27 protein-coding genes are annotated in these 24,114 nt (G+C 44.2%); 15 read left to right on the top strand and 12 right to left on the bottom strand.

Translation table 11 applies throughout. The annotated features are described in order from the left end of the window. Nucleotides 1-196 precede the first annotated feature (196 nt). Nucleotides 197-739, top strand: coding sequence for an NADH peroxidase (locus CIB36_RS01550; RefSeq protein WP_093987849.1), 543 nt, complete (start codon nucleotides 197-199; stop codon nucleotides 737-739). Nucleotides 740-862: 123 nt separating this feature from the next. Here the strand turns inward: CIB36_RS01550 and CIB36_RS01545 are convergent, their stop codons facing one another. Continuing rightward, nucleotides 863-1,690: a hypothetical protein gene (locus CIB36_RS01545; RefSeq protein WP_093987848.1), complete on the bottom strand. Its 828-nt coding sequence runs from the start codon at nucleotides 1,688-1,690 to the stop codon at nucleotides 863-865. A 170-nt stretch (nucleotides 1,691-1,860) separates the two neighbouring features. On the opposite strand from CIB36_RS01545, the gene CIB36_RS01540 reads away from it, so the two are divergent. Then, nucleotides 1,861-2,199: a helix-turn-helix domain-containing protein gene (locus CIB36_RS01540; RefSeq protein WP_093987847.1), complete on the top strand. Its 339-nt coding sequence runs from the start codon at nucleotides 1,861-1,863 to the stop codon at nucleotides 2,197-2,199. 16 nt (nucleotides 2,200-2,215) lie between these two features. Here the strand turns inward: CIB36_RS01540 and CIB36_RS01535 are convergent, their stop codons facing one another. Further along, nucleotides 2,216-2,452, bottom strand: coding sequence for a hypothetical protein (locus CIB36_RS01535; protein ID WP_093987846.1), 237 nt, complete (start codon nucleotides 2,450-2,452; stop codon nucleotides 2,216-2,218). 339 nt (nucleotides 2,453-2,791) lie between these two features. On the opposite strand from CIB36_RS01535, the gene CIB36_RS01530 reads away from it, so the two are divergent. Then, a complete protein-coding gene (locus CIB36_RS01530; protein WP_093987845.1) occupies nucleotides 2,792-5,353 on the top strand; it encodes a cation-translocating P-type ATPase in 2,562 nt (853 codons plus the stop codon). A gap of 46 nt (nucleotides 5,354-5,399) precedes the next feature. Here CIB36_RS01530 and CIB36_RS01525 read toward each other — a convergent pair whose 3' ends face one another. From CIB36_RS01525 to CIB36_RS01495, 5 genes are all read right to left on the bottom strand, one after another. Beyond that, nucleotides 5,400-5,606 carry a hypothetical protein gene (locus tag CIB36_RS01525; RefSeq protein WP_093987844.1) on the bottom strand — a complete coding sequence of 69 codons (207 nt, stop codon included), beginning with the start codon at nucleotides 5,604-5,606 and terminating at the stop codon, nucleotides 5,400-5,402. A gap of 426 nt (nucleotides 5,607-6,032) precedes the next feature. Further along, nucleotides 6,033-7,571 (bottom strand): DUF5605 domain-containing protein, encoded by a 1,539-nt coding sequence (locus tag CIB36_RS01515; protein ID WP_093987842.1) that lies wholly within the window; start codon nucleotides 7,569-7,571, stop codon nucleotides 6,033-6,035. Between the two features lie 40 nt (nucleotides 7,572-7,611). After that, entirely contained in the window at nucleotides 7,612-8,622 is a 1,011-nt protein-coding gene (locus CIB36_RS01510) for a LacI family DNA-binding transcriptional regulator (RefSeq protein WP_093987841.1), read from the bottom strand. A 750-nt stretch (nucleotides 8,623-9,372) separates the two neighbouring features. After that, on the bottom strand, nucleotides 9,373-10,551 hold the full coding sequence (locus tag CIB36_RS01500) for a tyrosine-type recombinase/integrase (protein WP_093987944.1): 1,179 nt from the start codon (nucleotides 10,549-10,551) through the stop codon (nucleotides 9,373-9,375). A gap of 20 nt (nucleotides 10,552-10,571) precedes the next feature. Continuing rightward, the gene (locus tag CIB36_RS01495) at nucleotides 10,572-11,354 is read right to left on the bottom strand and encodes a helix-turn-helix domain-containing protein (RefSeq protein ID WP_158662541.1); all 783 of its coding nucleotides are present in this window, start codon (nucleotides 11,352-11,354) and stop codon (nucleotides 10,572-10,574) included. A 302-nt stretch (nucleotides 11,355-11,656) separates the two neighbouring features. Between CIB36_RS01495 and CIB36_RS01490 the strand changes: the two genes are divergently transcribed. The 7 genes from CIB36_RS01490 to CIB36_RS01460 all read left to right on the top strand — a co-directional run bounded on the left by CIB36_RS01490 (nucleotide 11,657) and on the right by CIB36_RS01460 (nucleotide 15,677). Next, on the top strand, nucleotides 11,657-11,839 hold the full coding sequence (locus CIB36_RS01490; protein ID WP_093987838.1) for a hypothetical protein: 183 nt from the start codon (nucleotides 11,657-11,659) through the stop codon (nucleotides 11,837-11,839). A gap of 1 nt (nucleotide 11,840) precedes the next feature. Next, nucleotides 11,841-12,116 (top strand): MerR family transcriptional regulator, encoded by a 276-nt coding sequence (locus CIB36_RS01485; RefSeq protein ID WP_093987837.1) that lies wholly within the window; start codon nucleotides 11,841-11,843, stop codon nucleotides 12,114-12,116. A 15-nt stretch (nucleotides 12,117-12,131) separates the two neighbouring features. Then, the gene (locus tag CIB36_RS01480) at nucleotides 12,132-13,634 is read left to right on the top strand and encodes a DNA primase family protein (RefSeq protein ID WP_093987836.1); all 1,503 of its coding nucleotides are present in this window, start codon (nucleotides 12,132-12,134) and stop codon (nucleotides 13,632-13,634) included. Between the two features lie 271 nt (nucleotides 13,635-13,905). Next, nucleotides 13,906-14,127: a hypothetical protein gene (locus tag CIB36_RS01475; RefSeq protein WP_154825186.1), complete on the top strand. Its 222-nt coding sequence runs from the start codon at nucleotides 13,906-13,908 to the stop codon at nucleotides 14,125-14,127. After that, nucleotides 14,128-14,337 (top strand): hypothetical protein, encoded by a 210-nt coding sequence (locus tag CIB36_RS01470; protein WP_093987834.1) that lies wholly within the window; start codon nucleotides 14,128-14,130, stop codon nucleotides 14,335-14,337. A gap of 11 nt (nucleotides 14,338-14,348) precedes the next feature. Then, nucleotides 14,349-14,573, top strand: coding sequence for a hypothetical protein (locus CIB36_RS01465; protein ID WP_093987833.1), 225 nt, complete (start codon nucleotides 14,349-14,351; stop codon nucleotides 14,571-14,573). A 198-nt stretch (nucleotides 14,574-14,771) separates the two neighbouring features. Further along, nucleotides 14,772-15,677 carry a sigma-70 family RNA polymerase sigma factor gene (locus CIB36_RS01460; protein ID WP_093987832.1) on the top strand — a complete coding sequence of 302 codons (906 nt, stop codon included), beginning with the start codon at nucleotides 14,772-14,774 and terminating at the stop codon, nucleotides 15,675-15,677. Between the two features lie 1,496 nt (nucleotides 15,678-17,173). Here the strand turns inward: CIB36_RS01460 and CIB36_RS01450 are convergent. Continuing rightward, entirely contained in the window at nucleotides 17,174-17,539 is a 366-nt protein-coding gene (locus CIB36_RS01450; RefSeq protein WP_093987830.1) for a helix-turn-helix domain-containing protein, read from the bottom strand. A gap of 450 nt (nucleotides 17,540-17,989) precedes the next feature. Here CIB36_RS01450 and CIB36_RS13455 point away from each other — a divergent pair, with 450 nt between their 5' ends. Then, on the top strand, nucleotides 17,990-18,232 hold the full coding sequence (locus tag CIB36_RS13455; RefSeq protein WP_041968760.1) for a hypothetical protein: 243 nt from the start codon (nucleotides 17,990-17,992) through the stop codon (nucleotides 18,230-18,232). A 116-nt stretch (nucleotides 18,233-18,348) separates the two neighbouring features. Here CIB36_RS13455 and ant(6) read toward each other — a convergent pair whose 3' ends face one another. From ant(6) to CIB36_RS01420, 4 genes are all read right to left on the bottom strand, one after another. Next, complete coding sequence (gene ant(6) / locus CIB36_RS01435; RefSeq protein ID WP_021422333.1) at nucleotides 18,349-19,215, bottom strand: aminoglycoside 6-adenylyltransferase; 867 nt, start codon at nucleotides 19,213-19,215, stop codon at nucleotides 18,349-18,351. Nucleotides 19,216-19,391: 176 nt separating this feature from the next. Further along, entirely contained in the window at nucleotides 19,392-20,081 is a 690-nt protein-coding gene (locus tag CIB36_RS01430; protein WP_021422329.1) for an MBL fold metallo-hydrolase, read from the bottom strand. Beyond that, complete coding sequence (locus tag CIB36_RS01425) at nucleotides 20,072-20,455, bottom strand: cytidine deaminase family protein (RefSeq protein ID WP_021422332.1); 384 nt, start codon at nucleotides 20,453-20,455, stop codon at nucleotides 20,072-20,074. The genes CIB36_RS01430 and CIB36_RS01425 overlap by 10 nt, the downstream gene beginning before the upstream one ends. A gap of 30 nt (nucleotides 20,456-20,485) precedes the next feature. Further along, entirely contained in the window at nucleotides 20,486-21,286 is an 801-nt protein-coding gene (locus tag CIB36_RS01420) for a helix-turn-helix domain-containing protein (RefSeq protein ID WP_021422317.1), read from the bottom strand. A gap of 469 nt (nucleotides 21,287-21,755) precedes the next feature. Here CIB36_RS01420 and CIB36_RS01415 point away from each other — a divergent pair, with 469 nt between their 5' ends. From CIB36_RS01415 to CIB36_RS01395, 4 genes are all read left to right on the top strand, one after another. Beyond that, entirely contained in the window at nucleotides 21,756-22,169 is a 414-nt protein-coding gene (locus CIB36_RS01415; protein ID WP_021423970.1) for a cysteine-rich VLP domain-containing protein, read from the top strand. 111 nt (nucleotides 22,170-22,280) lie between these two features. Beyond that, the gene (locus CIB36_RS01410; RefSeq protein WP_054323976.1) at nucleotides 22,281-22,676 is read left to right on the top strand and encodes a replication initiator protein A; all 396 of its coding nucleotides are present in this window, start codon (nucleotides 22,281-22,283) and stop codon (nucleotides 22,674-22,676) included. Nucleotides 22,677-22,857: 181 nt separating this feature from the next. After that, on the top strand, nucleotides 22,858-23,802 hold the full coding sequence (mobV, locus tag CIB36_RS01400) for a MobV family relaxase (protein ID WP_032511066.1): 945 nt from the start codon (nucleotides 22,858-22,860) through the stop codon (nucleotides 23,800-23,802). Nucleotides 23,803-23,874: 72 nt separating this feature from the next. Beyond that, entirely contained in the window at nucleotides 23,875-24,069 is a 195-nt protein-coding gene (locus tag CIB36_RS01395) for a hypothetical protein (RefSeq protein WP_002578728.1), read from the top strand. The last annotated feature ends 45 nt before the right edge of the window (nucleotides 24,070-24,114 follow it).

Here is a 24,114-nt window from a genome sequence, read left to right as displayed (position 1 = left end):
TTTCATAACAGTTTCAAAAATATTTTTATATTTTTACTGATTCCAGCCTTTGTTCTTTTTTAAAATTGCATGATTTTTTAGTGCCAAAATCGAAAAAAGGTCTTGCAATAATTATACTTATATGGTATAATTAAATCGTATTCAAAGGGAAATATATCCTTGTTGAACGAAAAACTGAATTTAGGAGGACTTGAAAATGAAAAAATTCGTATGTCAGGTTTGTGGTTATGTGTATGAAGGAGAAGCTGCACCGGAATTTTGCCCTCAATGTAAGGCGCCGGCAAGCAAATTTACAGAACAAAGCGGCGAAATGAGCTGGGCTGCTGAACACGTAGTCGGCGTAGCTCAGGGCTCCAGTGAAGATATTATGGAAGATCTGCGCGCTAACTTCCAGGGCGAATGCACAGAAGTTGGGATGTATCTGGCTATGGCAAGAGTTGCCCACAGAGAAGGCTATCCGGAAATCGGCCTGTATTGGGAAAAAGCAGCTTATGAAGAAGCGGAACATGCTGCAAAATTTGCAGAACTGCTGGGTGAAGTTGTTACTGACAGCACCAAGAAAAACCTTGAAATGCGCGTAGAAGCTGAAAACGGCGCAACTGCAGGGAAATTTGATCTTGCAAAACGCGCGAAAGCTGCAAATCTTGACGCTATCCATGACACGGTTCACGAAATGGCCCGCGACGAAGCTCGTCACGGCAAAGCATTTGCTGGCTTGCTGAAAAGATACTTCGGCTAATCAAAGCTTTTGATCGTTGTTTTAAAAAGGGAACAGGATACCTGTTCCCTTTCTTTTTTCACCTTTGATCCCTGTTAGAAAAGGAGCCCTCCATAATGGAGGGCTCCTTTTCCTGTTTTTATATTATGCGTTTACACTGATGTACAAAGCTTCAAAAGCTGGAATCGTCAAAGTAGAACCCATTACAGTTTCATAGGTCTTCATTCCAGAAAGATACCCGTACATAGTAACAATGTCATCTTCTAAGATCCGCGATTCACCGCTGCTGGCCTTTGTATATTGCACATAAATAGTATCGTCCCAAATCCCATATTTTCCTTTTGTAATGTTAACTCTTAGAGCAACTGTATTTCTACTTTCCATAACTTGTATCACTTCGCCTTTAAAAACGGCCTTTTTCCCAAAATATTGATCTGGGTCACGCGCGATCTTATCATAGCTGTAAGATTTGCATTCCTTTTGAAAGGCTTCCCGCTTCTCTTTGTCAGATAATTCGTACGATTCTGTTTCCAGTTCTGCGCCGCATACGGTGCACTTTTTCACTCTGATTCCAGCAGTTTCCAAATCTGCTTTTGTTTTTACTTCCCAATCCCCCGGTGTATGTTCTGCTAAATCTGTCTCTTCTGTAAGCGTTTGCCCACAGTTTGAGCAAACCCCGGAACGCTGCCCTTTCTTAGAACAGGTGGAAGCTGCGTCTACACTCCATTTAGCTACGTTATGCCCTAACGCCGTACCTTCTGTAAGCCCACATCTGGCGCAGGTCTTTGGTGTTTCGCAGAGTGCTTCTTCCCATTCATGCCCCAAAGCCTCTCCTTCTGTTTCTTCACAAAGTGTACAGGTCTTAGGCTCGGTACAGCTTGCTTCCTGCCATTCGTGTTCACAGCCGCAGCCTGTTGCAGCTACCGTAAATGACATCAACAATATCGGGATCAATAAAGCCATTTTTTTCATATCCGTCGCCTCTTTTTGAAAGATTCTATCCATAGCAGTATATTCTTGTCAATGAAAGATAAGAATGTTTTAGTTTATTATATTACAACTTAAAGTTGTTGTCAATAACTAATAATAAGATTTTTATTTCACACTTATAAGTTGTTACCATTAAAACAGAGGTGACATTCATGATAAAAAATTTAAAACTGCTGCGCTCTAAAAAAGGTATTAGCCAACAATTTTTGGCGGAGGTCCTGGGCGTTAGCCAGCAATCCATCAACAAATATGAAAATCATAATATAGAACCGGATATCAGTACCTTATCCAGATTAGCTGAGTATTTCCATACGTCGATCGATTATCTGGTCGGGCACACCGAAATAGACCATGTCATCGAGCCTGTTGCACATCATGATCTAAACAAGCTGGAAAGCTCCCTGATAGATGGATTTCGCAAGCTTGATCCCCCTGAGCAGGAAAGCATCCTTTTGATCATAGAAAACTATAACAAAAACCGCAGCGGATAAAACAACTGGTTGCATCCTATTCCAGATACGGCGCAAAATCACGCTGTACCCTGCCTGCGTCGTCCGTATCCGCGCGCATCAAAACCGGGCGAGATAAATCCATACTGCATATCCCGATTACAGAAGAAGCGCGAAAAACAAAGCTCTCCTCCTGATTAGAACAAAGCTCTACCCGATAGGGCACCATATCTACCTCTCTGACAAAGCATTCCACATCCCGGAAAGACCGGAAACGGATGGAGCGTTCCACCATAACGTTCCCCTCCCTGCTCCATAATTTATGTACCGATAGAAGAATTGACAAAACCACCCTATTTTAAACAAGAATCCGAAAAAAGTTTACAAATACTTCACCCTCCCCCATTGACAACAGGGAATAAAACCGTTATGATAAAAATAAGGAAAAAGGGAGTAGCTTACGAATTTTTTCGTAGCATTTGGCGTCAATTCGGCTTCGTGCCCGCTAATGCTTGAAATTGCAAGACTTTTACCGTAGTTGTTTACTATGGCAAAAGTCTTTTTTATTTCCTTTTTTTGCATGAACTCCCAAGGATCGGGAAGACTGAAAGAGAATGGAAAAGGAGCAAAATCTATGAAAGAATTTTACAAATGTCCCTCTGCACAACTGCTTTCAGAATATGACAGCGGTTTTCAGGGTTTGACCCAGCAGCAGGCCGAGCAGGCGTTGAAACGGTTTGGAGAAAACCGGCTGCAAGAGGAAAAGAAAAAAGGGCCTCTGCAGGTATTTATAGAACAATTCAAGGATCTTCTGGTCATTATTTTGATTGTCGCAGGGATCATTTCCATGTTTACTGGAAATTTGGAGAGCACCATCGTCATTTTTGCAGTGATCATCCTCAATGCGATCCTTGGTACCGTTCAGCATTTCAAGGCGGAAAAATCCCTGGAAAGCTTGCGCTCCTTGTCATCTCCTAACGCAAAGGTGCTGCGGGACGGAGAACGGCAGGAGATCCCCTCCGCCTTAGTCGTTCCGGGGGATGTCGTTGTACTGGAAGCCGGCGACCTAGTCCCGGCAGATGGACGGATCATCGAATGTCATTCCCTGCAGGTGCAGGAAAGCGCCCTGACCGGGGAAGCGGAAAGCGTTGACAAAACCGAAGAAATCATTGAAGGCGACCATATTGCTTTGGGCGATCAGAAAAACATGGTGTTCTCCAGCTCCCTCGTTACCTATGGGCGTGCCTTGGTGCTGGTGACTTCTACCGGGATGGACACCGAGATCGGCCGGATCGCGACCCTGATGAACACCACGCAGGAGCGCCGAACCCCCTTACAGGTCAGCTTGGATAACTTCAGCAAAAAGCTGTCTATTCTGATTTTAGCGGTCTGCGCGCTGGTATTCGGGATCAGCCTGTTCCGGCAAATGCCTGTTCTGGATTCCCTGATGTTTGCTGTAGCGCTGGCAGTTGCAGCGATCCCAGAGGCATTGTCTTCCATCGTTACGATCTCATTGGCGATCGGTACCTCTAAAATGGCGAAAGAGCATGCCATTATGAAAAAACTCCAGGCTGTTGAAGGCCTAGGCTGTGTATCGGTCATCTGTTCTGACAAAACCGGCACCCTGACCCAGAACCGTATGACTGTCACGGATTCCTATGTCTTTGACCCCATCCAGAGCGACCGGCTACAGTTGGCCTCCATTCTTTGCAACGACGGCAGTGTTTCCGGTGATTCTACCCTAGGCGACCCAACGGAAACTGCCCTGATCGACGCATACCGGCTTGCACATACCGATTATTTTGACATGCTCAAGCAATATCCCCGTCAGGCAGAGCTTCCCTTTGACTCCGACCGGAAATTGATGAGCACCGTCCATCAGATCGGGCAGGATTGCCTGCTTTTGACCAAGGGCGCACCAGATGTTTTGCTTCAGCGGGTAGACCATATCACTGATCAGGGGATAGTTCGCCCCATCACCGACGAGGACCGTGAGGTCATCCGGAAAGCAAACCAGAGCTTTTCTGAGCAAGGGCTCCGAGTACTTGCCTTTGCGCAAAAAATCTTAAATTCCTGTGAAGTCTCACAGGAATCTGAAAACGGATATACCTTTTTAGGATTAGTGGCGATGGTCGACCCGCCGCGCGCTGAATCTGCACAGGCTGTCGCAGACTGCTACCGTGCAGGTATCAAACCAATTATGATCACTGGCGACCATGTGGCAACTGCCTCCGCTATTGCAAAAAAAATCGGTATTCTAAAAGACGGAGACTTAGCTGTTACCGGTTCGGAATTAGATCAAATGGATGACGAGACCTTAAGCCATAAACTTCCGCATATCTCTGTGTATGCCCGCGTTTCACCAGAACATAAGATCCGTATCGTCGGGTTATGGCAAAAGCTTGGCAACGTGGTGGCAATGACTGGGGATGGTGTCAATGATGCCCCCGCCCTGAAAAAAGCGGATATCGGGATCGCAATGGGGATCACCGGCACCGAAGTTTCTAAAGACGCCGCCTCTATGATCCTGACCGATGACAACTTTGCCACCATTATCAAGGCCGTAGCAAACGGTCGTAACATTTACAGCAATATCAAAAATGCGATCGGATTTCTCCTTTCCGGGAACACTGCCGGGATCTTAGCAGTCCTGTTTTGTTCTTTGATGGGCCTGCCTGTCCCTTTTGCAGCGGTACACCTGCTGTTCATCAATCTGTTGACCGACAGCCTTCCTGCTATCGCAGTCAGCATGGAGCCTCCCGCAAAAGAGCTTCTGCATGAACCGCCGCGGGACAGCAAAGAGTCCATTTTGACCTCCCAGTTCTTGTCCCAAATCGTAACACAGGGGATACTTCTTACCATTGCAACCTTGGTCGCTTTCTATCTGGGATTGACAGTTAATGCCGCAACCGCCAGCACCATGGCGTTCGCGACCCTGTGCCTAGGCCGGCTGTGGCATGGCTTCAACGCACGCGGCAAAGGGTCGCTGGTAAAGCTCGGATTTTTCAAAAACCCGTATAGTATTGGTGCTTTTTGTCTAGGGGCTGGGCTATTGGCATTAGTCCTGCTGTGCCCTCCTTTGGAACGTTTATTCAGCATCGCTCCATTAAACGGGTTCCAGCTGCTGGCTATCCTTGTATGTTCCATCGTTCCTACCCTGCTCATCCAGTTGTTCCGCATCATCCGTGGCAAATAAATTTTCGTTTAAAAAGGGGCGGCCGAAATGATTTCGGCCGCCCCTTTTATTTACTTGCGATCAACAGCATATCTTCGTTTAAGTCAGATAAATGGAGCTTTGTTTTTCCATCATAGACACTCATCAGGGGGAGGATCACTTTTTTGGATCCTAATGCAAACAGCTTTACCATATATTCGCTCAAACCTCGCAGAATCGTGATTTTATCATGATACGGGATATATACCACCGTCATCCTTTCTGATTCAGCCATACACACTTGTTCAGAACGGGCCTCCAAGTTTTGGGAAGGGGGTCAGCAAAAACATTTGATGCTCTTCATAAGGACGCCCGAAAACAGCGATCCATCATAGATTTTCTGTTGTTTTGGTATCTCAATCAATTCCTGCCATTTTTCTCCAAATAATCCCCATTTTGCGATAATTTCAGCCGCCCCATAAAAATCAATCATTCCTTTCTTCGGAATTTGTGCCGCTCGGCGAAGCCGATTGCCGCTTTGCTTTTTGCAGCAAAGGCACAAAAACGGGGTGTGAAAAAGTATTTTTCACACTATCCTCCTGCCTGTTTCCCAATATTATGATAAAAGACGATCGCTTTCTGCTCCAGTAATTTGTTGCCAAAACAGCCGCCTGAAAAAACCAGACAGCTGTCAGCAATCAGAGCGTTAACAACGTTATTGTTAGTGTTCCACCTTTCTGATCCGAATCGCCATATACTCTTTTCCCGGCAGGTCGACATGGATTTTCCCTTTAAAAGTTCCCGCCTTTTTAATGGTCATTTCCCAGGTATCGATCACTTCTACCTCGTATTCATTCTCATTGTCCAGCAGGTACTCCCGGAATGCAGGGCGGAAATATCCAAAGTACAGCAAAAAATAAGTTCCGCGGTATGCTCCGTCTACCGGGACCGCGACCTCGTCATCCCACGCAAAGGCATTGCTCCGGTTATATACCGGCATGCTCATCGGCTGCAGGCCCAGCCCCGGCGTCTCGCACAAAATCCGGTGCAGGAATTTGATCCGTTCCGGGCTGTCCCCGTGCAGTTCTCCGCCATGGCTCCACCAAAGAATATCCTCTGGGTGCATATAGGTTTCCCCGTGTCCGGCATATCCCCCGCGAATCGTTGCTTCCCAAAAGCGGCGCACCAGCTCCTGCCCGGAAATATTCCCCCAGCAGTGGTTGATGTTCCCCTCATAGGCGATCTCGTCCCAGATGACCGGCTTTTGGAAACGCTGAGCGTATTCAGCAGTCAATTCGGTGGTCTGATGGCGGTCGATCCGTTGTAAGCTGCAATGGGTGATCCACGGACGTTTGTAGTCATATTGCTGCCCGCAGTGGTGAACCGAACGGAGATGGTTATAGGGGTCCTTTTCGCAGATGATTCGGGCGTAACGTTCCCAATCCGCGAGTGTTTTCTTTTTCATAATGTCAAATTCGTTGGCAAGGCTCCACCAAACGTTCCGGTAAGCCGCAAACCGCGCAATGACATAGTTCCAGTAGCGGTCGTCCGATTCCGCATCCATTTCAGAAAAACCCCAGCGGTCATATGGATGGAGAATGATCAGATCCGCCTCGATCCCCATTTCCATTAAATCCTGGATCCGTTTTTCAAAAAGCCGGAAATGCACTGGATTAAACCGGGTGAAATCCCAGTGATTCCCCTCTGCCGCGCCTTCATAATCCATGAAGTTTTCTTTTGTCAGGACAGAGCTGTCCATCGGCGTGCCCTCAAACGGATAGGTGATCGGCTCCCGCAGGTTGTAATCATAGTGTTTGGGGAATACGCAGAAACGGATCTTATTGAAGTATCCTTTTCTCAAAGTATCCAAGGTTTTCTGTTGCAATTCTTCGGACTGGTGGGTCCAGACATAGCAGGTGGTCCCTACAGAATAATAAGGGGTTCCGTCCTCATAAGCCAGATGGTAGGTATTTGCTACCCGTACAGGGCCGTGATTCCCTTTTGACGGCGCCGTCACGGTAAAGTTCCCGGCGATTGGTTCTTCAGAAAAAGTACCGCTCACTTTATAGGTGTATTCCCCTTCAAAAGAAGGCATGAAACGCACTTTGTACATGCCGTTACCGTCATAAAAACCATCTACTGTAACCGTTTCATTTTTACCGGAAAAGGTGCCTTGAATGGTATAATCCACAAAGGGGTTTTTATCTGCATGACCATTGGCGGCTACTTCAAAAACACCCCATTTTTCCACTGTATCCATCACTTTTATCACTCTTCCTATTCTCATTTAATTCTTTTATTTAAAAATTTTTCCGCAAATCTAGTACGCTTTCACGTTCTACAAACTGTGTGCTGATTTGTATTTTTGTGTTGATCATACCGCTCGTCCTAATTTTTTCAACCAGTCGCTGTACTGCTATCCTTCCCATCTCCTTTTGAAAAAATTTGATCGTTGTCAGCCCGGGGGAAGATATTTCTGAAAACGGAAGATCGTCAAAGCCGATAATAGAAACATCCTTGGGGATCTTATACCCAAATTGTTTCAGCGCTTTCATTGCTCCTAAAGCAATAATATCATTATCAGCAATGTACGCGCTGGGAAGCTTCGGCCCAGCTCCAAGGTATTGGCACATATCTTTATAGGCCCCATCCATTGTAGGTGTTAGCCGGACCCTGTACGCAGGATTTACCTGTAATTTCTTCTCTGCCATCGCCTTTCGGTACCCTGTTCCCCGATCCACAAAATTTCTTGTATGCACATTACCGCTTAAATATCCTATCTCTCGGTGACCTTTATCAAACAGGAAATTCACTGCGTCTTTCACCGAATCCTCGTTATTAGCAAGCACTGTGTCAAATGCCATATTTTCAAACCAAGCATCCATTACCACTAATGGACTGCATGATTGTTCAAATATCTTCATGTCCTCTCTTGTCAGTTCCGTTGCCAAAAGCAATATCCCGGCTGAATTGTCCCGGATGATGTCTTGAATGCGCAGCCTATGCTCCTGCTCCCCCTGATTGATGGTATAGATCACAGTATCATAGCCTGCATCCCGGCAAGCTTGGTCCACCCCTTCTATAAGCGCCGCAAAAAAAGGCGTGTCTGCGACTACCAGCCCATCCCGTTTATAAATCACAAATTTAATGGAGTTGACCTTGACCCTGCTTACATATCCGATCTCCTGAGCCACCTTTAAAATGCGTTCCGCAGTATCCTTATTGACTCCTCTTTTGTGATTCAGTGCATTTGATATGGTAGCTGGGGAATACCCGGTTATCTCACTGATCTTTTTGATATTGCTTTTCATCCTTTTCTCCCCTACATAAATAATTATAAATAGTTTTATATTTGCATTCAATACTTCCCAACAAAAACGATCCCTATTCTATCGGAAATTTTACTTTTAATCCATAAATATAGTATTATTATATCATATTTTATCGATTTCATATCAATTATTAAAAAAATAATGTGATTATTTATATAAATATTTATATAAATGGGCATGGAAAGTTTTGCTGTTTGGCAAGACTTTCCCAGTTCGTTTCATATTTATAGTCATCGTCTTTGATCAACCAACCGGCTTGTTTCCTTTTCCAAACCGAGTGATGTATTTCGTTTCAAAAAAGACAGCAGTACTGTTGCCGTATGTATTCAGCAGAAAAGTTATATTAGTAACGGAGTTTTCCAGTATTCCCATACTCTGCCCAATAAAAATTCAGCCAACATATTTGCCAAAAACTCACCATAAGCACAATAAAGACCAAACAACGACCAAAATTAAAACCTTAGAAAAACAAAAAGCCCGCAAACCCCTTTACCAAAGGATTTACAGGCTTCTAATATTGGCACTCCGTACGGGGGTCGAAAGCGCCCAAAAACGTTTTTTAAGGACTCAAAAAGAGCCCAGAAACCCCATTATAAAGGCATTTGTGGCATTTTCTTGTTTTATACAATTTCATAATTTGGTGTTTGTTTTTGCATGAATAAACACCAAATAAACACCAAAAAAGAGCAGGTTTTCAACCCCGTTTTCAGGGCCGGCCTGCTCTTAATTTTATGCTTTCTTTTGGAATGTCATGTTGAGTGCGCTGGAGATTGCTTCACTTGCTTTTGCTTGCGCTTCTGCAAAAGTGTGGGCGTATATGTTTAACGTGGTAGAAGTGTTAGAGTGCCCCAATGAAGCCGAAACCGTTCGGGCATCTATACCGCTTGTAATCAGCACGCTAGCATTGAAATGACGAAAACTGTGAATCCCAAGAAAACGCATCCCCGTACGCTTACAGAACAATTCCAGCCAATCATAAGGATTGTTTGGATTCATAGGTTCTCCATTCCAAGCTGTAAAAAGCCTGTCTGTATAATGCCACTGATCGCCTAGTTTGAAAATCTCCTTGCTTTGGTCTGAACGGTGCCGTTTTAAAATGCTGATAACTTCCGGGGGCATTTTGACGGAACGCATAGAACCTTTTGTCTTTGGCGTATCGGTAAAGATACCCTTTTCTTTGGTGTAAAGCGACGTGCGACGAATATTGACAACCCCTGTTTCAAAATCAATGTCTTTCCATTCCAGCCCCAAGAGTTCCCCACGCCGGAAACCGCCGTAAACTGCCAGCACGAAAAAAGCCTGATATTTCAACGGCTCATTTTGCAACAGGTCAAGGAAGTGCTGCATTTCTTCCAGTGTGTAACAGTCGTGCTCCTTGTGTTCTATTTGTGGAAGTATCACCCCACGGCACGGGTTATCACGAATCATTTTCATTCTGACAGCATATTCAAAAATACCAGAAATAAAACAACGGTAATGCAATATTGTTTTTGGTGCAAGTCCCTTTCCTGTTTTCTGATTGATTCCATTTTCCGACAGATTATTGATAAATTTCTGTATGTGTCGGGTGGTAATCTTATCCATTCTTAAATGTCCGATCGCTTCATACGTTCTTACAGATAATTGCCGGGAGCGAGCAATAGTCCTAGCCTTTAGACGTTTTTCCGCATACTCAGTGAACCATTGTTCTGCAAAGTCTGCAAACTTGATATTACCGCCCAAACTCAGCCCGTCACATTCTTCCTCGAACAATACAGCTTGCCTTTGCAGTTCCTTTTCAATCTGCTTTTTTGTCATACCGGGAGCGGGTTTCCAAGTCTTATGCTGTCTAATCTGTTTCCCGTTGGAATCATATCCACAGGATACAGTGATTTTATATGTCCCGTTCCTCTGTGTGATTGTTGGCATTTTGTTCACCCCGAATCCAGTCAATACTTACCATTCATTCTAGCCCTATGAATTTTGGATTCAACAGAATCACTTTTTAAAAATTCTTTCCATTCTTTTTCTGTTTGTTGTTTTATTTTTTCTTCACGTTCTTTAATTTTTTTCCACTCGTTATCATAATATGATAATTTTTTTAATTTTTCTTCCATTGTATCAAATAACTGTTTCAATTCATCATCTGTATAATTTTGGATTCTTTTTTCTTTTAACCTTTTAATGGTAGAATCCAACACCTTTTCAAAAGAAGAAAACGTTTTATATTTTAAATAGTCATACCCTGTAGCAGAATGGAGGCTGTCCATAGAAAAAAAAGATGTAAATTTACGCGCCATATCCTCTGTTAAATCTAACTGTTCAATATTTTCTAAAATTTCTCCAAATTCGTCATCACGTTTCACAATTTTATAAATATCTCTAGTTATATGGCAAAATAAATCATTTTCAATTAACATGCTCAAAACTTCTTGATCAACAACATCTTCTTTTATATTTTGTATTGCTTTATCACTCAAGCCTAAAAACAAATTTACATCTTGATTTTCTTCGTGGGTAGTGTCAACATATCCGAGTAAATAATCTGTAGGTACACCGAAAAGAAAAGTTACTTTATCCAAAATTTCAATATCCGGGGTTCTCTCGGCATTCTCATAAAAGCTTAAACTTCCCCTTGATATTTTTAATTCGTCAGCTAACTCCGCTTGAGTTAGTCCACATGCTTCACGTAATCCTCGAAGCCGTGTTGCAAAAGTTTCTTTTACTGCCATATTGACACCTCTTTGCATATATTCGTTTCACAATATATTATTTTGCATATTATTGTTGACTCCACAAATGTGTTGTTGTATAATATTATTGTAACATAAATAATCAACATGTCAACAACAAATTTATAAGGGGGGGATAATTTGAGAACGCAGACAAAAAGAAGAGGGTGTACAGCCAAACCGTCCAAAGTCACACTGTACACCCCATAGCAAACCACACCATATAGGAGGGTTCTCTCCTATTATACGCCAGAAACCAAGGAATAACAAGAAATTTTGAAAAGATAGGAGAATATTTTTTTATGAGTTTAGCGAATCAAGATATTAAAAACGAGATCAGAGGGGCAGGGCTTTATCTGTGGCAGATTGCGGACAAACTGGGAATGAATGACGGCAATTTCAGCCGGAAACTACGCCGGGAACTTTCCACGGAGGATAAAAAAAGAATCCGGGAAATTATCAAGGAATTGCGGGAGGGAAACTGATATGAATAACGAAACAATTAAAATCAACCGTCCTTTACCCCGTATGCGAATTGCAAAGGACTGTTACCATATGATACATGAAGCTGATCCCGAAAGCAGAGTAAGCCTTACCTATATCCGTTCCCTTGCCAATGATAAGAAAATCCCGGTGCACTGGACGGGGAACCGTTGTTTAATCAACTATGACGCTTTGCTGGAATACTTAGCCAATCCGGAAGAAATGGACAACGAACCCGCTCCGCAGACGGGCGTTATCCGTCGCATTAGCGAAAGATAGGGCGGTGAACGGGTATTGACAAACAAAGAATTTGACGAGTACCTGCAAAAGCTGGACAAGTTCGACAGAACCGAAGCATTCCGCATAGTCTACTCTGCTAAAACACTGGGAGAATTAGACGAACGCATTCTAAAAGCCGAAGAACGGATGAAAGAAATAAATTATCCAGCAGAACGGTTCAAGGAAAAAATAGACATGGTTTTGCGGGAAATTCAGGAGGAAAGAGCAAAAGCTGATAATGAAACACCGAGTTTCTTTGAGGGAACACGCTTTCGTCATGACCTTATGGGAGATTTTCTAATTGACAAGTATTCGGTATGCAAAATCAACGGAGCACTGCACATCTATGAAAAAGGTATCTACAAAAGGGGTGAAGATGTTCTTCACGGGCACATGATCGAATTGTATCCAGCAATCAGGGATTCTCAACGGCGGGAGGTATATAAATATATGAAAGTAAGCCTGAGAACACCAGAAAAGAAAGTTTCACCGCCGAACCTGATCCCCTTTGCTACCAAGATTTACAATATAGAAACAGACGAATTTATAAACTATTCCCCAGAATATGTGTTTTTAAACCGTTTCCCTTATGACTACATACCAAACGCACCAGAAGCCCCGCTAATCGTAAATACGATAAAGGAAATAGCAAATTTTGATGAAGAAGTTGAACAGCTTCTATATGAAGCGATCGGGAATTGTTTCTATCTGCTTAATTCGTTCCGTGGTTCCGTTATGTTATACGGTGAGGGGCGAAACGGTAAAAGCACCTTAATGAATATCATTTTACAGGTAGTAGGTGATGAAAACGCAAGCAAGCTGTCTTTGCAGAACCTTTCCGAACGTTTCATGCTTGCTGACATTTACGGAAAAGCGGTAAATATCGGCGATGATATTCCAAGCACGTTTATTCCTGATACTTCCGTATTCAAAAAACTGGCTACAGGCGAACACGTGAGCGCAGAGCACAAAGGACAAGACCCATTCGCTTTTTCTTCCTATGCAAAGATGTTCTTTTCCATGAACGAACTGCCGCCAGTAGGCGAAAAATCAGCGGGGTTTTTCAGCCGTGTGTTGCTGATACCGTTGAAACGCATTTTTAAACAGGGCAACGGAGCAAACACCAGCCTAAAAGCAAGGGTGTGGACACAGCAAGAAATGGAATACCTTGTAAGGCTTGCTATGGACGGTTTAAAACGGCTATTAAGCAACGGTGCTTTCACTATGCCGGAGATCGTCAGAGAAGCGTTAAAAGAATATGAGATCATGAACAATCCTGTAAAAGAGTTTTTGGAAGACCGAAAGGACAGCAGACCAATCAAACTGCCAAAACCCACAGAAGAACTCTACAAGGAATTTGGCTTGTGGAGTTGCCAAGCTGGACACAAAAATAAAATCACAAGAAAGCGGTTTACAAAAGCGGTATGCAATGAAACAGGCTGGAAAAGCGGTATATCACGCCACAAGTATTTTGGTGGAAGTATGGGCAGGTGCTTCATAGATTCTTGTAACGATTAAACGAAACATTTTTTTACATAATCGTAACGCCACAAATCCCAGTATAAAAGGATTTATTTTCTATTGTTACGATGTTACTATTTATATTATATATATAAACATTTACAAAAAATATATGGGCTGTAGTGGGCGTGTGTGCAGAGTGTGCGGAGTTAGTTTCAAAATCGTAACATACCAAAAAACACCCGTCAAAGCCCGGTATAAAAGGCTTTTTCGTGTTACGGTATAGGTGCTGAAAAAACGAAACAAGCTAGTAAAGGAGAATGAGAAAATGGACTATGAAACGAGAGCGACAATATTAGATGTATTTGACAGATTGGAACGTGCTAAGGTTTTATCTGAAATATTATCTCATTATTTTGAATCAGAACCAACGCCGGAAAAGTTCAGTCAATACTATAAAGAATTGCAAGGTTTGGTAATATGTACAAATGAAATATTGCTTGAAGCAACAAAAACTTTAGATAAAGCTTTGCCGAAAGGAGTTTTTTAAATGACGTTATATTGTCCGTTTAGATTTAGCGACCCCGCACACCCTGCCCCATGCGGAAAAGAGGAATGCGGTCTGTACAGTACGATATACCACCGTTGCAGTTTTACGGCAATAGCTAACACCATGTTAAGCTTTGATGATTTAACGGATGCCGCCGAAACTATCAGTGATTCGGTGATTACCGTTGCAAAAGAAATACATTCCAAATAGGGGGCGTTGCGTTGAACATAGAAAACCTTTGGGCTGTGGAATATTCCAACGATCAGGGCTGTTTCCATTGTGCCACACTGGGGGAAATCGTAAAGAACAACCGTTTTGCACTTGCCCGGCATGATTCCCACGGCTTTTATATCATTGGTATATGCGGAACATATGAAGAATGCGGGGAAGTTATGAACCAGTGGATAAAAAGCGGATACGCTTATCATTATTCGGCTGTCAAATAAACCGACCTGCTCACCTGTAATATTTACAGATTGTTTCTGTACCTGTTTTGTACTGTGTTTGTATCCTGAAAATGTCACAAAAAGTCACACAAAAAAAGGCGGGCAACCTAACGAATAGGAACGCCCGTCTTTTCGGTGATTGGTATTGACACGAGAAATATTACACCTATATTATACTAAAACGGGGTGTATTTGTCAATGTCAAACGAGGAACTGGCGGTAAGGATTCAGGCAGGAGAAACGACGGTATATTCTGTATTGTGGGAGCAGGTAAAGGGCTTTATATGCAATGCCGCCTACCGCTTCTACAACCGCTATACAGAGCGTTGCAATGCGCACGGCGTTGATTCCTCAGACCTTGTACAAGCTGGCTATCTCGCCCTTGTAGACTGTGTGAACGCATACGACCCGCAGACCGGGTACAAGCTGTTGTCATTTATCAAATATCCGCTTATGAACCGTTTTCAGGAAACACTGGGTATCAGGACGGCAAAGGGAAAAGCTGAACCACTCAATAAGTGCACTTCCCTTGACATGGAAACCACAGAGGACGGGAACACCCTAGCGGAGATCATACCAGACCAGCACGCCGGGGATCTATTTGAGGAATCAGAACACGCCTTATATACCGAACAGCTTCACCAAAAGCTTGAGGAAGTCATGAGCCGTGCGCTGACCCCGGATCAAAAGCAGGTTATCAACTGGCGGTATTATGGCGGGCTGTCTTTGGACAGAGCCGGGGAAAGGGCTGGAAAGTCACGGGAACGTATCAGGCAGATAGAACGGGCTTCTTTGAGGGTGTTGAGAAAGCCGCAGTACGCAAGAGAATTAAAACCCTTTGAATTGTGGAATCACTCATATTATGCCGGGAATGTATCCAGCTTTAAGACAACGCAGGTTAGCAATGTAGAAATGATCGTGGAACGAATCGACCAATGGGAACGGGAGCACCGCAAGAAAGCAAGCTACGGCGTGCGGATAGGCATTATCCACGAGATAAACAACACACATGCCGCTGAAGTCAATCGCACTGAGGAATCGTTCGAGGACTGCATGAAGCGGATCAAGGGACAGGCTAAAGCGAAACAATTAGTATGGGGGTAACGTCAGCGGAGAGCCGTGCAGAGGGGCGGCACACAAGCGTTGTGCCATTGAGCGGGTAAATTTACCCCTTAATGCAAAATGCCTGTAGCACGCCTGTATCGTGAGATATGTTAGCCCCTAAAAGAATATACCGAGATTTCCGAGATCATAAAAAGAGTATTCGGAGATTTCGGAGTCCCTAAAAAGGCGGCACAAATTGGCACAAATAGCCTTTGACAAATCAAAGGGATATTGCTATAATAAACATAGAAAAAGGCGTTACCGGTAAGCGGTTCGCCCTCATAGTTGCTAAGATAGCCGCCTACTTTTGGACGAGAGGGCGGCTATCGTCTTTTATTGCCAGTATGTAAGATTCTTTCAATAAGAACCAGAATAATAATCAGGTAGATTATATTCTCCATAAGCAAGCCCCCTTTCGAGGGCAAAGACTGAACCGCCTACCGCTGGGCTGGTAACGCCATAGTTTGTATTATATCATGTTGCTGTGATCGTGTAAAGAAACTTGTTTTCTGCCCGATCAATCCCGGCAAAGAATAGCTGTGATTTGACTTCATATTCATGCCATCCAATTTGGATGATTTGAAATCGCACCTTTTCCCGGAAGTGGGGAATCCACATCACGAAATTGTGACCTAAAACTTCCCGGCAGCGGTGCCAATAAGTTAAAACCAAAATCGGCAGTGGTGCAGAATTTGAAATCGCATTACCCCTAAAGTACCGTTTTGGTAGTTTTGCCGCAAGCGAAAAAAGGGGGCGGCAAAACGGCGCACCCTTAAAAGGGTATCCCATTTTAGGAAACCCTTAAAGGTGTACTGCATCCGTTTTGCAGAAATCTGCTAAACGGGTAGAAAACATTAGTCAGAAATCTGTCGAATGTTCAAAAGTGGACTTAGACAGAAATCTGACGAAGTCCAAACCTCCAGCTTTTGCAGAAATCTGCCAAAGCTGCCCCTATGCCATGAAGAAAAGGTTAGTCAGAAATCTGTCGAACCTATTTTATTTTGCTTATCCAGAAATCTGGAGAAGCAACGCATACCACGCAGGAAAGGGTACTTCCAATTTGGAAAGCCCTCACATACCGATTCGGTACTTGAGGTGGCGTTTTACCATGTCATGGGTGCCCGATCCGTTCAGCGTGCCAACAAGTTGGCATATGCTATAACGATTCGTTAGGGCGTACCCACTTGTGGGTATGATATTATCCCCCCGCCCCTATGCGGGTATTTCCGATCAAGCAAGGCAAGACCACAAGGCCTATTATATTTACAAACAATTCCCTAAATGAAATTTCAAACAGCAACGAACCCCGAGCGAACGCCGAGAAATCAGAGATTTTTTAGCCCTTAAAAAAACGGCTACACCCGGACACTGTAAAACACATGCAGAGCAGGTCAGTATAGGCTTTCCTCAAGGTGTGGGTGTGTCTGATCTGTTCAGTTTTGTCTATTCGTACATAGCAATAAGAAAAGCAGGGATATTACTAAATCCCCGCTTTTTTAATCTTTATTTTTGTTATGGTATGCAGCTAAACGAAAAATCAATCCGATGATATATTCTTTTTCCTGATTGTCTAATACATTCAATTTGTCAATAATTTCAGTGCCTGATAATTTTTCCCCGTTAATTATAAGTATTTTTTCAAAATCTTTCCAACTCAGTTTATTGTCAGTGTTACCGAGCAGATAATCTATATTTACATTATAAAGATTTGCAAGTTTAACCAAAATATCAAGATCAGGTGCATTGAGGTCTAATTCATAATTAGAAATAGAGGCTTGTAAAACATTAACCTCTTTAGCAATATCAGACTGCCTTAAATCGGCATCCTCTCTCAAATTTCTCAGTCTATTTCCTAAAGTCAAAGTTTATCACCCCTTAGCTGATTTAAGAATATCATTGAAGAGGAGCCTGTATATAGTTTTACAAATAATTTTGATTTTATAAAGTTGATATACAAGAATTTTTAGTATATAATAAGATTGTTTTAGGTGTTCAAACATGACTTTATAAAAGGCAGGTGCAAAAATGAATGACTTTATAACAGAATGGGAAACAGGGGTTTCACTTAGATAAAGATACCACACCATTCCCACGCTGACTTTTGCTCAACCGATACAGCCGGAGGGCTGGATAACAAGAAAAGGCGGTATGCGCCCCGTGGAGGGGTAGCGTACCGCCTTTCCTTGTGGGGGTTTCCAAAGGGGGCAACGCCCCCATTTGGCACACGACTTTGCGAAGCAAAGTGTAGTGTGTTATACGCTCTGTCGGCGTTGCCGTGAAAATGCCGTTGCCGCCGGGGAGGGCAAGGGCATTTGAAGCGGCAGGAAAACAGGGCTGTGCTTGCGTGGCGTGGAGCCGTAAGCGCAGGTCTGGTTTCAACAGCAGACAGGGCGTATATGAAAGCCCCCGTCCCGCGTTCTACGCTCCGACTTGTGGACAAAGTGTCCCGAAGTTGTGGCTACACTCCCGGAAAAGTAACAGGACAGCGGGTAACCGTCAAGGCTGAAATGAACGGGTTTACACCCGGCCTTGACCGCCGCCCGCCGTCCCACTGAATGGGTGGACAAGGCGGTCAATCCCTCAAAGTGCTTGTCCGCGCTCTTTCTGATTTTGAGGTATTCAGTTTTTCAAAATTGAATAATCAAAATAAATTTTTTCGATTGAAAAAATTTTATTTGTTATCATCTTCAATGCCATATTTTTTCTTTTGCCGAATCACATAATTACTGATTTTTTCATCATATAGTGGATACTGGTAATCCAACTGGCATGCCACTTCTGACGAAACCTCCCGGAACAATGCCATACATTGTTCAAAGGATTCCCACATATGGGGATAGGAATCCATATTATAAGTGGATATAAGTCGTTCCCACAATTCCTCTGGGGCATATTGCTTCATAAATTTATAGTTTTTTCCCAAACTGAAATGAAATCCCTGTTTGATACCAATCAGCCAGGAAATCATGCGAAGCAATTCTTTTCGTACTATATCATTCATATGGTCAATAGCAAAAAGAATTTCTTTGCGGCATAAGCCCTTTACTACATATGTTGTAGTATTCCAAAATTCATTACAGCAATCGTCAAACATTCTTTGAGTAGGCTTCTGCAAGTGGTAGTCTATATCCGTTGGTATTGGCGGCTTTACGATACGGTTGTCTTTATCCAACAGTAACTTTACCAGTTTATCCCATGTAAAATACTCGTCTATCAGTTCCAGCGGCAGCAAAGTTAAATCTATCTTAACATCATCAGTAAACAGCATTAAATATGAAAATCCCTTTTCTACAGCTGGAAATAATTCCATATCTTCCGGCTTTTGCAGAATCAACCTTTCACCAAATATATCTAGCCATTTATCATCACTTGTGAAGCTGTCCATATCCGTAACAAAAAAAGTAATATCAAAATCCTGAAAATCATCAGGCGGAATATTTGTATTTGTTCTAGATCCTTCCAAAGTAACCATGCGAATGCGTTTGTCTGTTTTTGCAAAATTCAAAACAATATCATAAACTTCCTTTTCTGATCTCATTTTTATCTCCTCCAATTATTGAAATAGGTGTGAAACCATTTTAGGGCTTTCCCGCCTTGATTACCCTTTAGCAAAGACGGGCGGGGCTGTCAGCGGCGGCGCATTTATGCGCCGTTCATCTTGACCGTTGACTGGCTCGGCTGGCTTTGCCATTCTCGATAAATAAGAAATTTTGATTATTTTAACGTGTTTAAATATGCAAGTAACTCATTCTTCTTTAATGGCTCACAATGACTTAACACGCAATAATCGCAATCTATGGAATATATTCTCTCGATCAAATGCTGTAATTTTCTCTTGTCCATATAGCCGCCATTAAAAAAATCTTCACTTGTAGAGTCACCTAAAAATAAAACTTTCTCCTCCGGGATATAAATACAAGTTGTATCTTCGGAGTGTGGTGAAACAGTATGGAAAATATGAGCGGTTATATTCCCTAAGTTTAATGTCATTTTTTCTACATATTCAATATCAGCTATTACGATATTCAATTCATTTTCCCCAGCATATTCTTTAGCAAAATGAGTATCATCTTTTTTTAGGATGTCAATATATTTTTTATCATTTGCTCGATCCTGCTGTTCTCTTAAAAACAAGTTCGTTTTCTGGTGTGCGATGCTAACTCCACTTATATCATGTAAGCCAAATGTATGGTCATAATGCCAATGCGTAATGACCGTAAAATCGGGTTCTTTCAAATCGCAACTTCTTAATGCTCTATAAAAATCTTGCACATGTTTTTTTGAATATCCTGCGTCAACGGCTAAGGAAAATTTATCCCCTTTTACATAGGCCAGCATTGGCCTGTCAACTTCAGGCTCATGCGGCAAAAAGTAAATATTTTTGGTCAGATTTTTCAATCCCATTTTTTGTCCCATCTTTCCGGCAATAGTTCTTTTAGCCTTACTTCCTTTTCAAAATCGACGACAACCATTGTGTTTTCATTATAAAGGTCTAATTGTGACATCAATTCTCTGCATCTTCCACAGGGAGGCAAAATGCTTCCATCTTCGTATACAGCTACAATCCTCTTAATTTTTGTTTCCCTATTTTTAAGCATTTCGGCAATAGCCGCTTGTTCCGCACATATACCGATAGAACAAGGCACATCAATACAAATGCCTGTAAATACTACTCCACCAACTGTTTCCAATGCACAACCTACATGCCCTGCTTCCCCATTTTTCTTTAATTTTATAGGGGATACAGTCTGTAACGCAATTTGATATAAATTTTTCATAATTTCTCCATAAATCTCGAATAAACTCTCTTACTTTCGCCCCCGTTGTGGCTTTGGATTTTTCAGCAGGTCCGACTTCTGTGCAATTCTTTTTAGCCACTTTCTTTCTTCCTCTGACAGCTTCCCATAGTTCAGCTTGAGCCGCTTGCAAATAAACGCCATCGCCGCCTGCTCCGGGTCGCTGTCCGGGCTGGTGGTTTCCTCTGCGGTCTGCAAGAAATCTTCCAGTGGGTTGTCCTCCGGGACACTGAAAAAATCGTCCTTATGGGCTTCCCGCAGGTCGAGGGCTATCTTGTTTATATCCTGCTGTATCACATAGCGGCAAAAGCTGTCGTCGTCAATATGGGCGGCGATAAGCTGCCTTAACTGCGGGTCAGTCAAGCCGGGATTGTGCTGTTTCATAATCGTTGCACTCACAGCGTCCACAATGGCGTTTGCGCTCTGCACCTGCTTTCCCGCTACGCCGTTCACATAGATTTCAAGGTCGGCCATGAGCCGGGGAAAATCCGGGTGGGTCGCCAGTTCACACAAAAGAGAATTATCCACCAGCCCGCTTTTCAATAGTTCAATCATATCATCACTCAAATGCAGGTCTGCAAGATCGGCGTTTGGGTGATTTCTTGTTTGAGAACGGCCCAGCAGATAATCAACAGTCACTTCGTAAAACTTTGCCAACTCAATAAGGGCGTAATGGCTGATGTCCTTGAGATTATCCCCCTCATAACTCCCTAAAGCGGACTTGGAGAGGTGGGTTTTCTCCGCAAGCTGTTCCAGCGTCAGACCGCGTTCCACACGCAGGTCTTTCAATCGTTCTTGTATGGATAGTTCCATGCGCTCCCCCCTTGTCTGCAAATATCATTTTTATTATACCACAATTCCGAAAGCGTGGAAATAGCCTGTTTTTTAGGCCAATTTCCTACCTTTCGGATATACGGGACGGGCGGTCATTTAGGTGTAGACTTAGGGTAGTTCATCGATGAACGGCACCTTGAAAACAGAATGACCGTCCGAAAAGGAATACCCCGGCTGGGGAAGCACTGCAAGGAGCCAGCTTCTGGACACTTTGTCCAGAGGTCACTTCGGGACAAGTTGTCCCGAAGCTGCGGGGAGCGTGCCTCGTCGCCGCAAGCTGCGTATCATTCGCTTCCGCCAGATGGCGAAAGCTCACTCGCTCCGCTGCGGCTCCTCTCCCCACAAAGTCTGACGACTTTGTGGGGCCCCATGTTGGGAACACGCCGCAGGAATGGGGCAGGAAACCTTTTCGGAGGAACGGCAACGGAAAGCAAAATGGAGGGAACGCATGAGAGATAACCCCTATAAAGACTTGCCGCCACTGGAACGCAGGCCGAACGGTTCCCTTTACCGCATGACACCGGCGCAGAGGAAACAGGCGGCCAGCCTGATACGCCGGGAGTGCTGTTGCTTTGAGGACGGCAACTGCGTTGTTCTTGACGATGGGGACACCTGCACCTGCCCGCAGACGGTTTCTTTCTCGGTCTGCTGCAAGTGGTTCCGATGGGCGGTTTTGCCGCTGTACGGGACGCTGGAAGCGGAGATTTTCCGGGATAAGGACTTGAAACGCTGTGCGGTCTGCGGCAGCGTGTTCGTCCCTAAATCCAACCGGGCTAAATACTGCCCCGGCTGTGCCGCCAGAGTTCACAGGCGGCAGAAAACAGAAAGTGAACGGAAAAGGAGGTCTGCTGTGGACAGTTAGGAGCGAAGAAAGCCTTGATTTATCAGGCTCCGCAAGCCCCAAACCGGGGCAGGTGGTATAAAGTATCGCCCGCCCCGGAAAACGGGCTTCTAACCGTCCACAAAACACGATATGACAAACACCATTTACATTCATCAGCCGGAAAAGGCGTTCAGCTTCACCCGGCTCCCGAATTTTCTCTTTGAAGCCCCCACATTCAAGGCCCTGTCTAACGAGGCAAAGGTTCTGTACGCCTTTATCCTGCGCCGGACAGAGTTATCCCGCAAGAATGGGTGGGCGGATGACTGCGGACGGATTTATCTGTACTATCCCATCTGCGAGGTGGTTGACCTGCTCCATTGTGGGCGGCAGAAAGCGGTGAATACCCTGCGGGAACTGCAATACGCCGGACTGGTGGAGATCCAGAAGCAGGGCTGTGGAAAACCCAACCGCATTTTTCCAAAATCCTATGAAGCGGTTCCAAACACCGACTTTAAGAAATCCCGTTCTGGTACACCGGAGGACTGAAAACCGTACCCATTAAGTACGGAAATCACTCCTGAGACGTACGAAAACCGGACGGTATATAGAAATACAAAGATAAAAAGATTGATTTATATTCTATCCATTCCAATCCTATCCGAGCTATTTTCTGCGGGATTTCCCTGTGGAAAACCCCGGATAGGAAAGGAATGGGGAAAGGAGCAGAATGGCACAACACGCAATTTTACGGTTTGAGAAGCACAAGGGCAACCCGGCAAGGCCGCTGGAAGCCCATCACGAAAGACAGAAAGAACAGTATGCCAGCAATCCCGACATTGACACAAGCCGGAGCAAATACAACTTCCATATCGTCAAGCCGGAGGGACGCTATTACCACTTCATTCAGAGCCGGATTGAGCAGGCCGGGTGCCGAACCCGCAAGGACAGCACACGGTTTGTCGATACGCTGATAACCGCCAGCCCGGAGTTTTTTAAGGAGAAATCCCCAAAGGAGATACAGGCGTTTTTCCAGCGGGCGGCGGACTTCCTCATTGGCCGGGTAGGACGGGAAAATATCGTGTCGGCGGTGGTACACATGGACGAGAAAACGCCCCACCTGCATTTGACCTTTGTTCCGCTGACAAAGGACAACCGCCTGTGTGCAAAGGAGATTATCGGCAACCGGGCAAACCTGACGAAGTGGCAGGACGATTTTCACGCCTACATGGTGGAGAAATATCCCGACTTGGAGCGTGGGGAAAGCGCCAGCAAGACAGGCCGGAAGCATATCCCCACCCGGCTTTTCAAACAGGCAGTTTCCCTCTCCCGGCAGGCCAGAGCCATTGAAGCCACGCTGGACGGCATTAACCCGCTGAACGCCGGAAAGAAAAAAGAGGAAGCCCTCTCCCTGCTGAAAAAGTGGTTTCCGCAGATGGAGAACTTCTCCGGGCAGCTCAAAAAATACAAGGTCACGATAAACGACCTTTTGGCAGAAAATGAAAAACTGGAAGCCAGAGCCAAAGCCAGCGAAAAAGGCAAGATGAAAGATACGATGGAACGGGCAAAGCTGGAAAGCGAACTGGACAATTTACAGCGGCTGGTTAACCGTATCCCGCCGGATATACTGGCGGAACTGAAACGGCAGCAGCGGCACACGGTAAAGGAAAGGTGATAGATATAAGCAGAAAATTTCGCCGCCCTTGTGCGGCATTGTACCTTGAAAACTGAATATGGAGGACACTGGATGGCAAAAAGCGAAAGCGATACTTTTACACCCCGGACAGGGCAGGTCATACAAGCAGAGAACGGCACGCAGTATTTTGTATGTGGGAACAACCGTATAAAAATCTCCGAACACTTCGCCGCAGGCGGGAAGCCCCTCGGTGATCTGATTGTAGATGTGGTGCGGCACACCGCAGAAAAAGCCGCTTCAACCTGATAGCCCATCATTGATAGCACGCCCACGCTTATGATATAATTGCCA

This window comes from Massiliimalia timonensis (genome assembly GCF_900186585.1).
GTDB lineage: Bacteria > Bacillota > Clostridia > Oscillospirales > Ruminococcaceae > Massiliimalia > Massiliimalia timonensis.
This window is presented reverse-complemented; position numbering and strand designations above follow the sequence as displayed.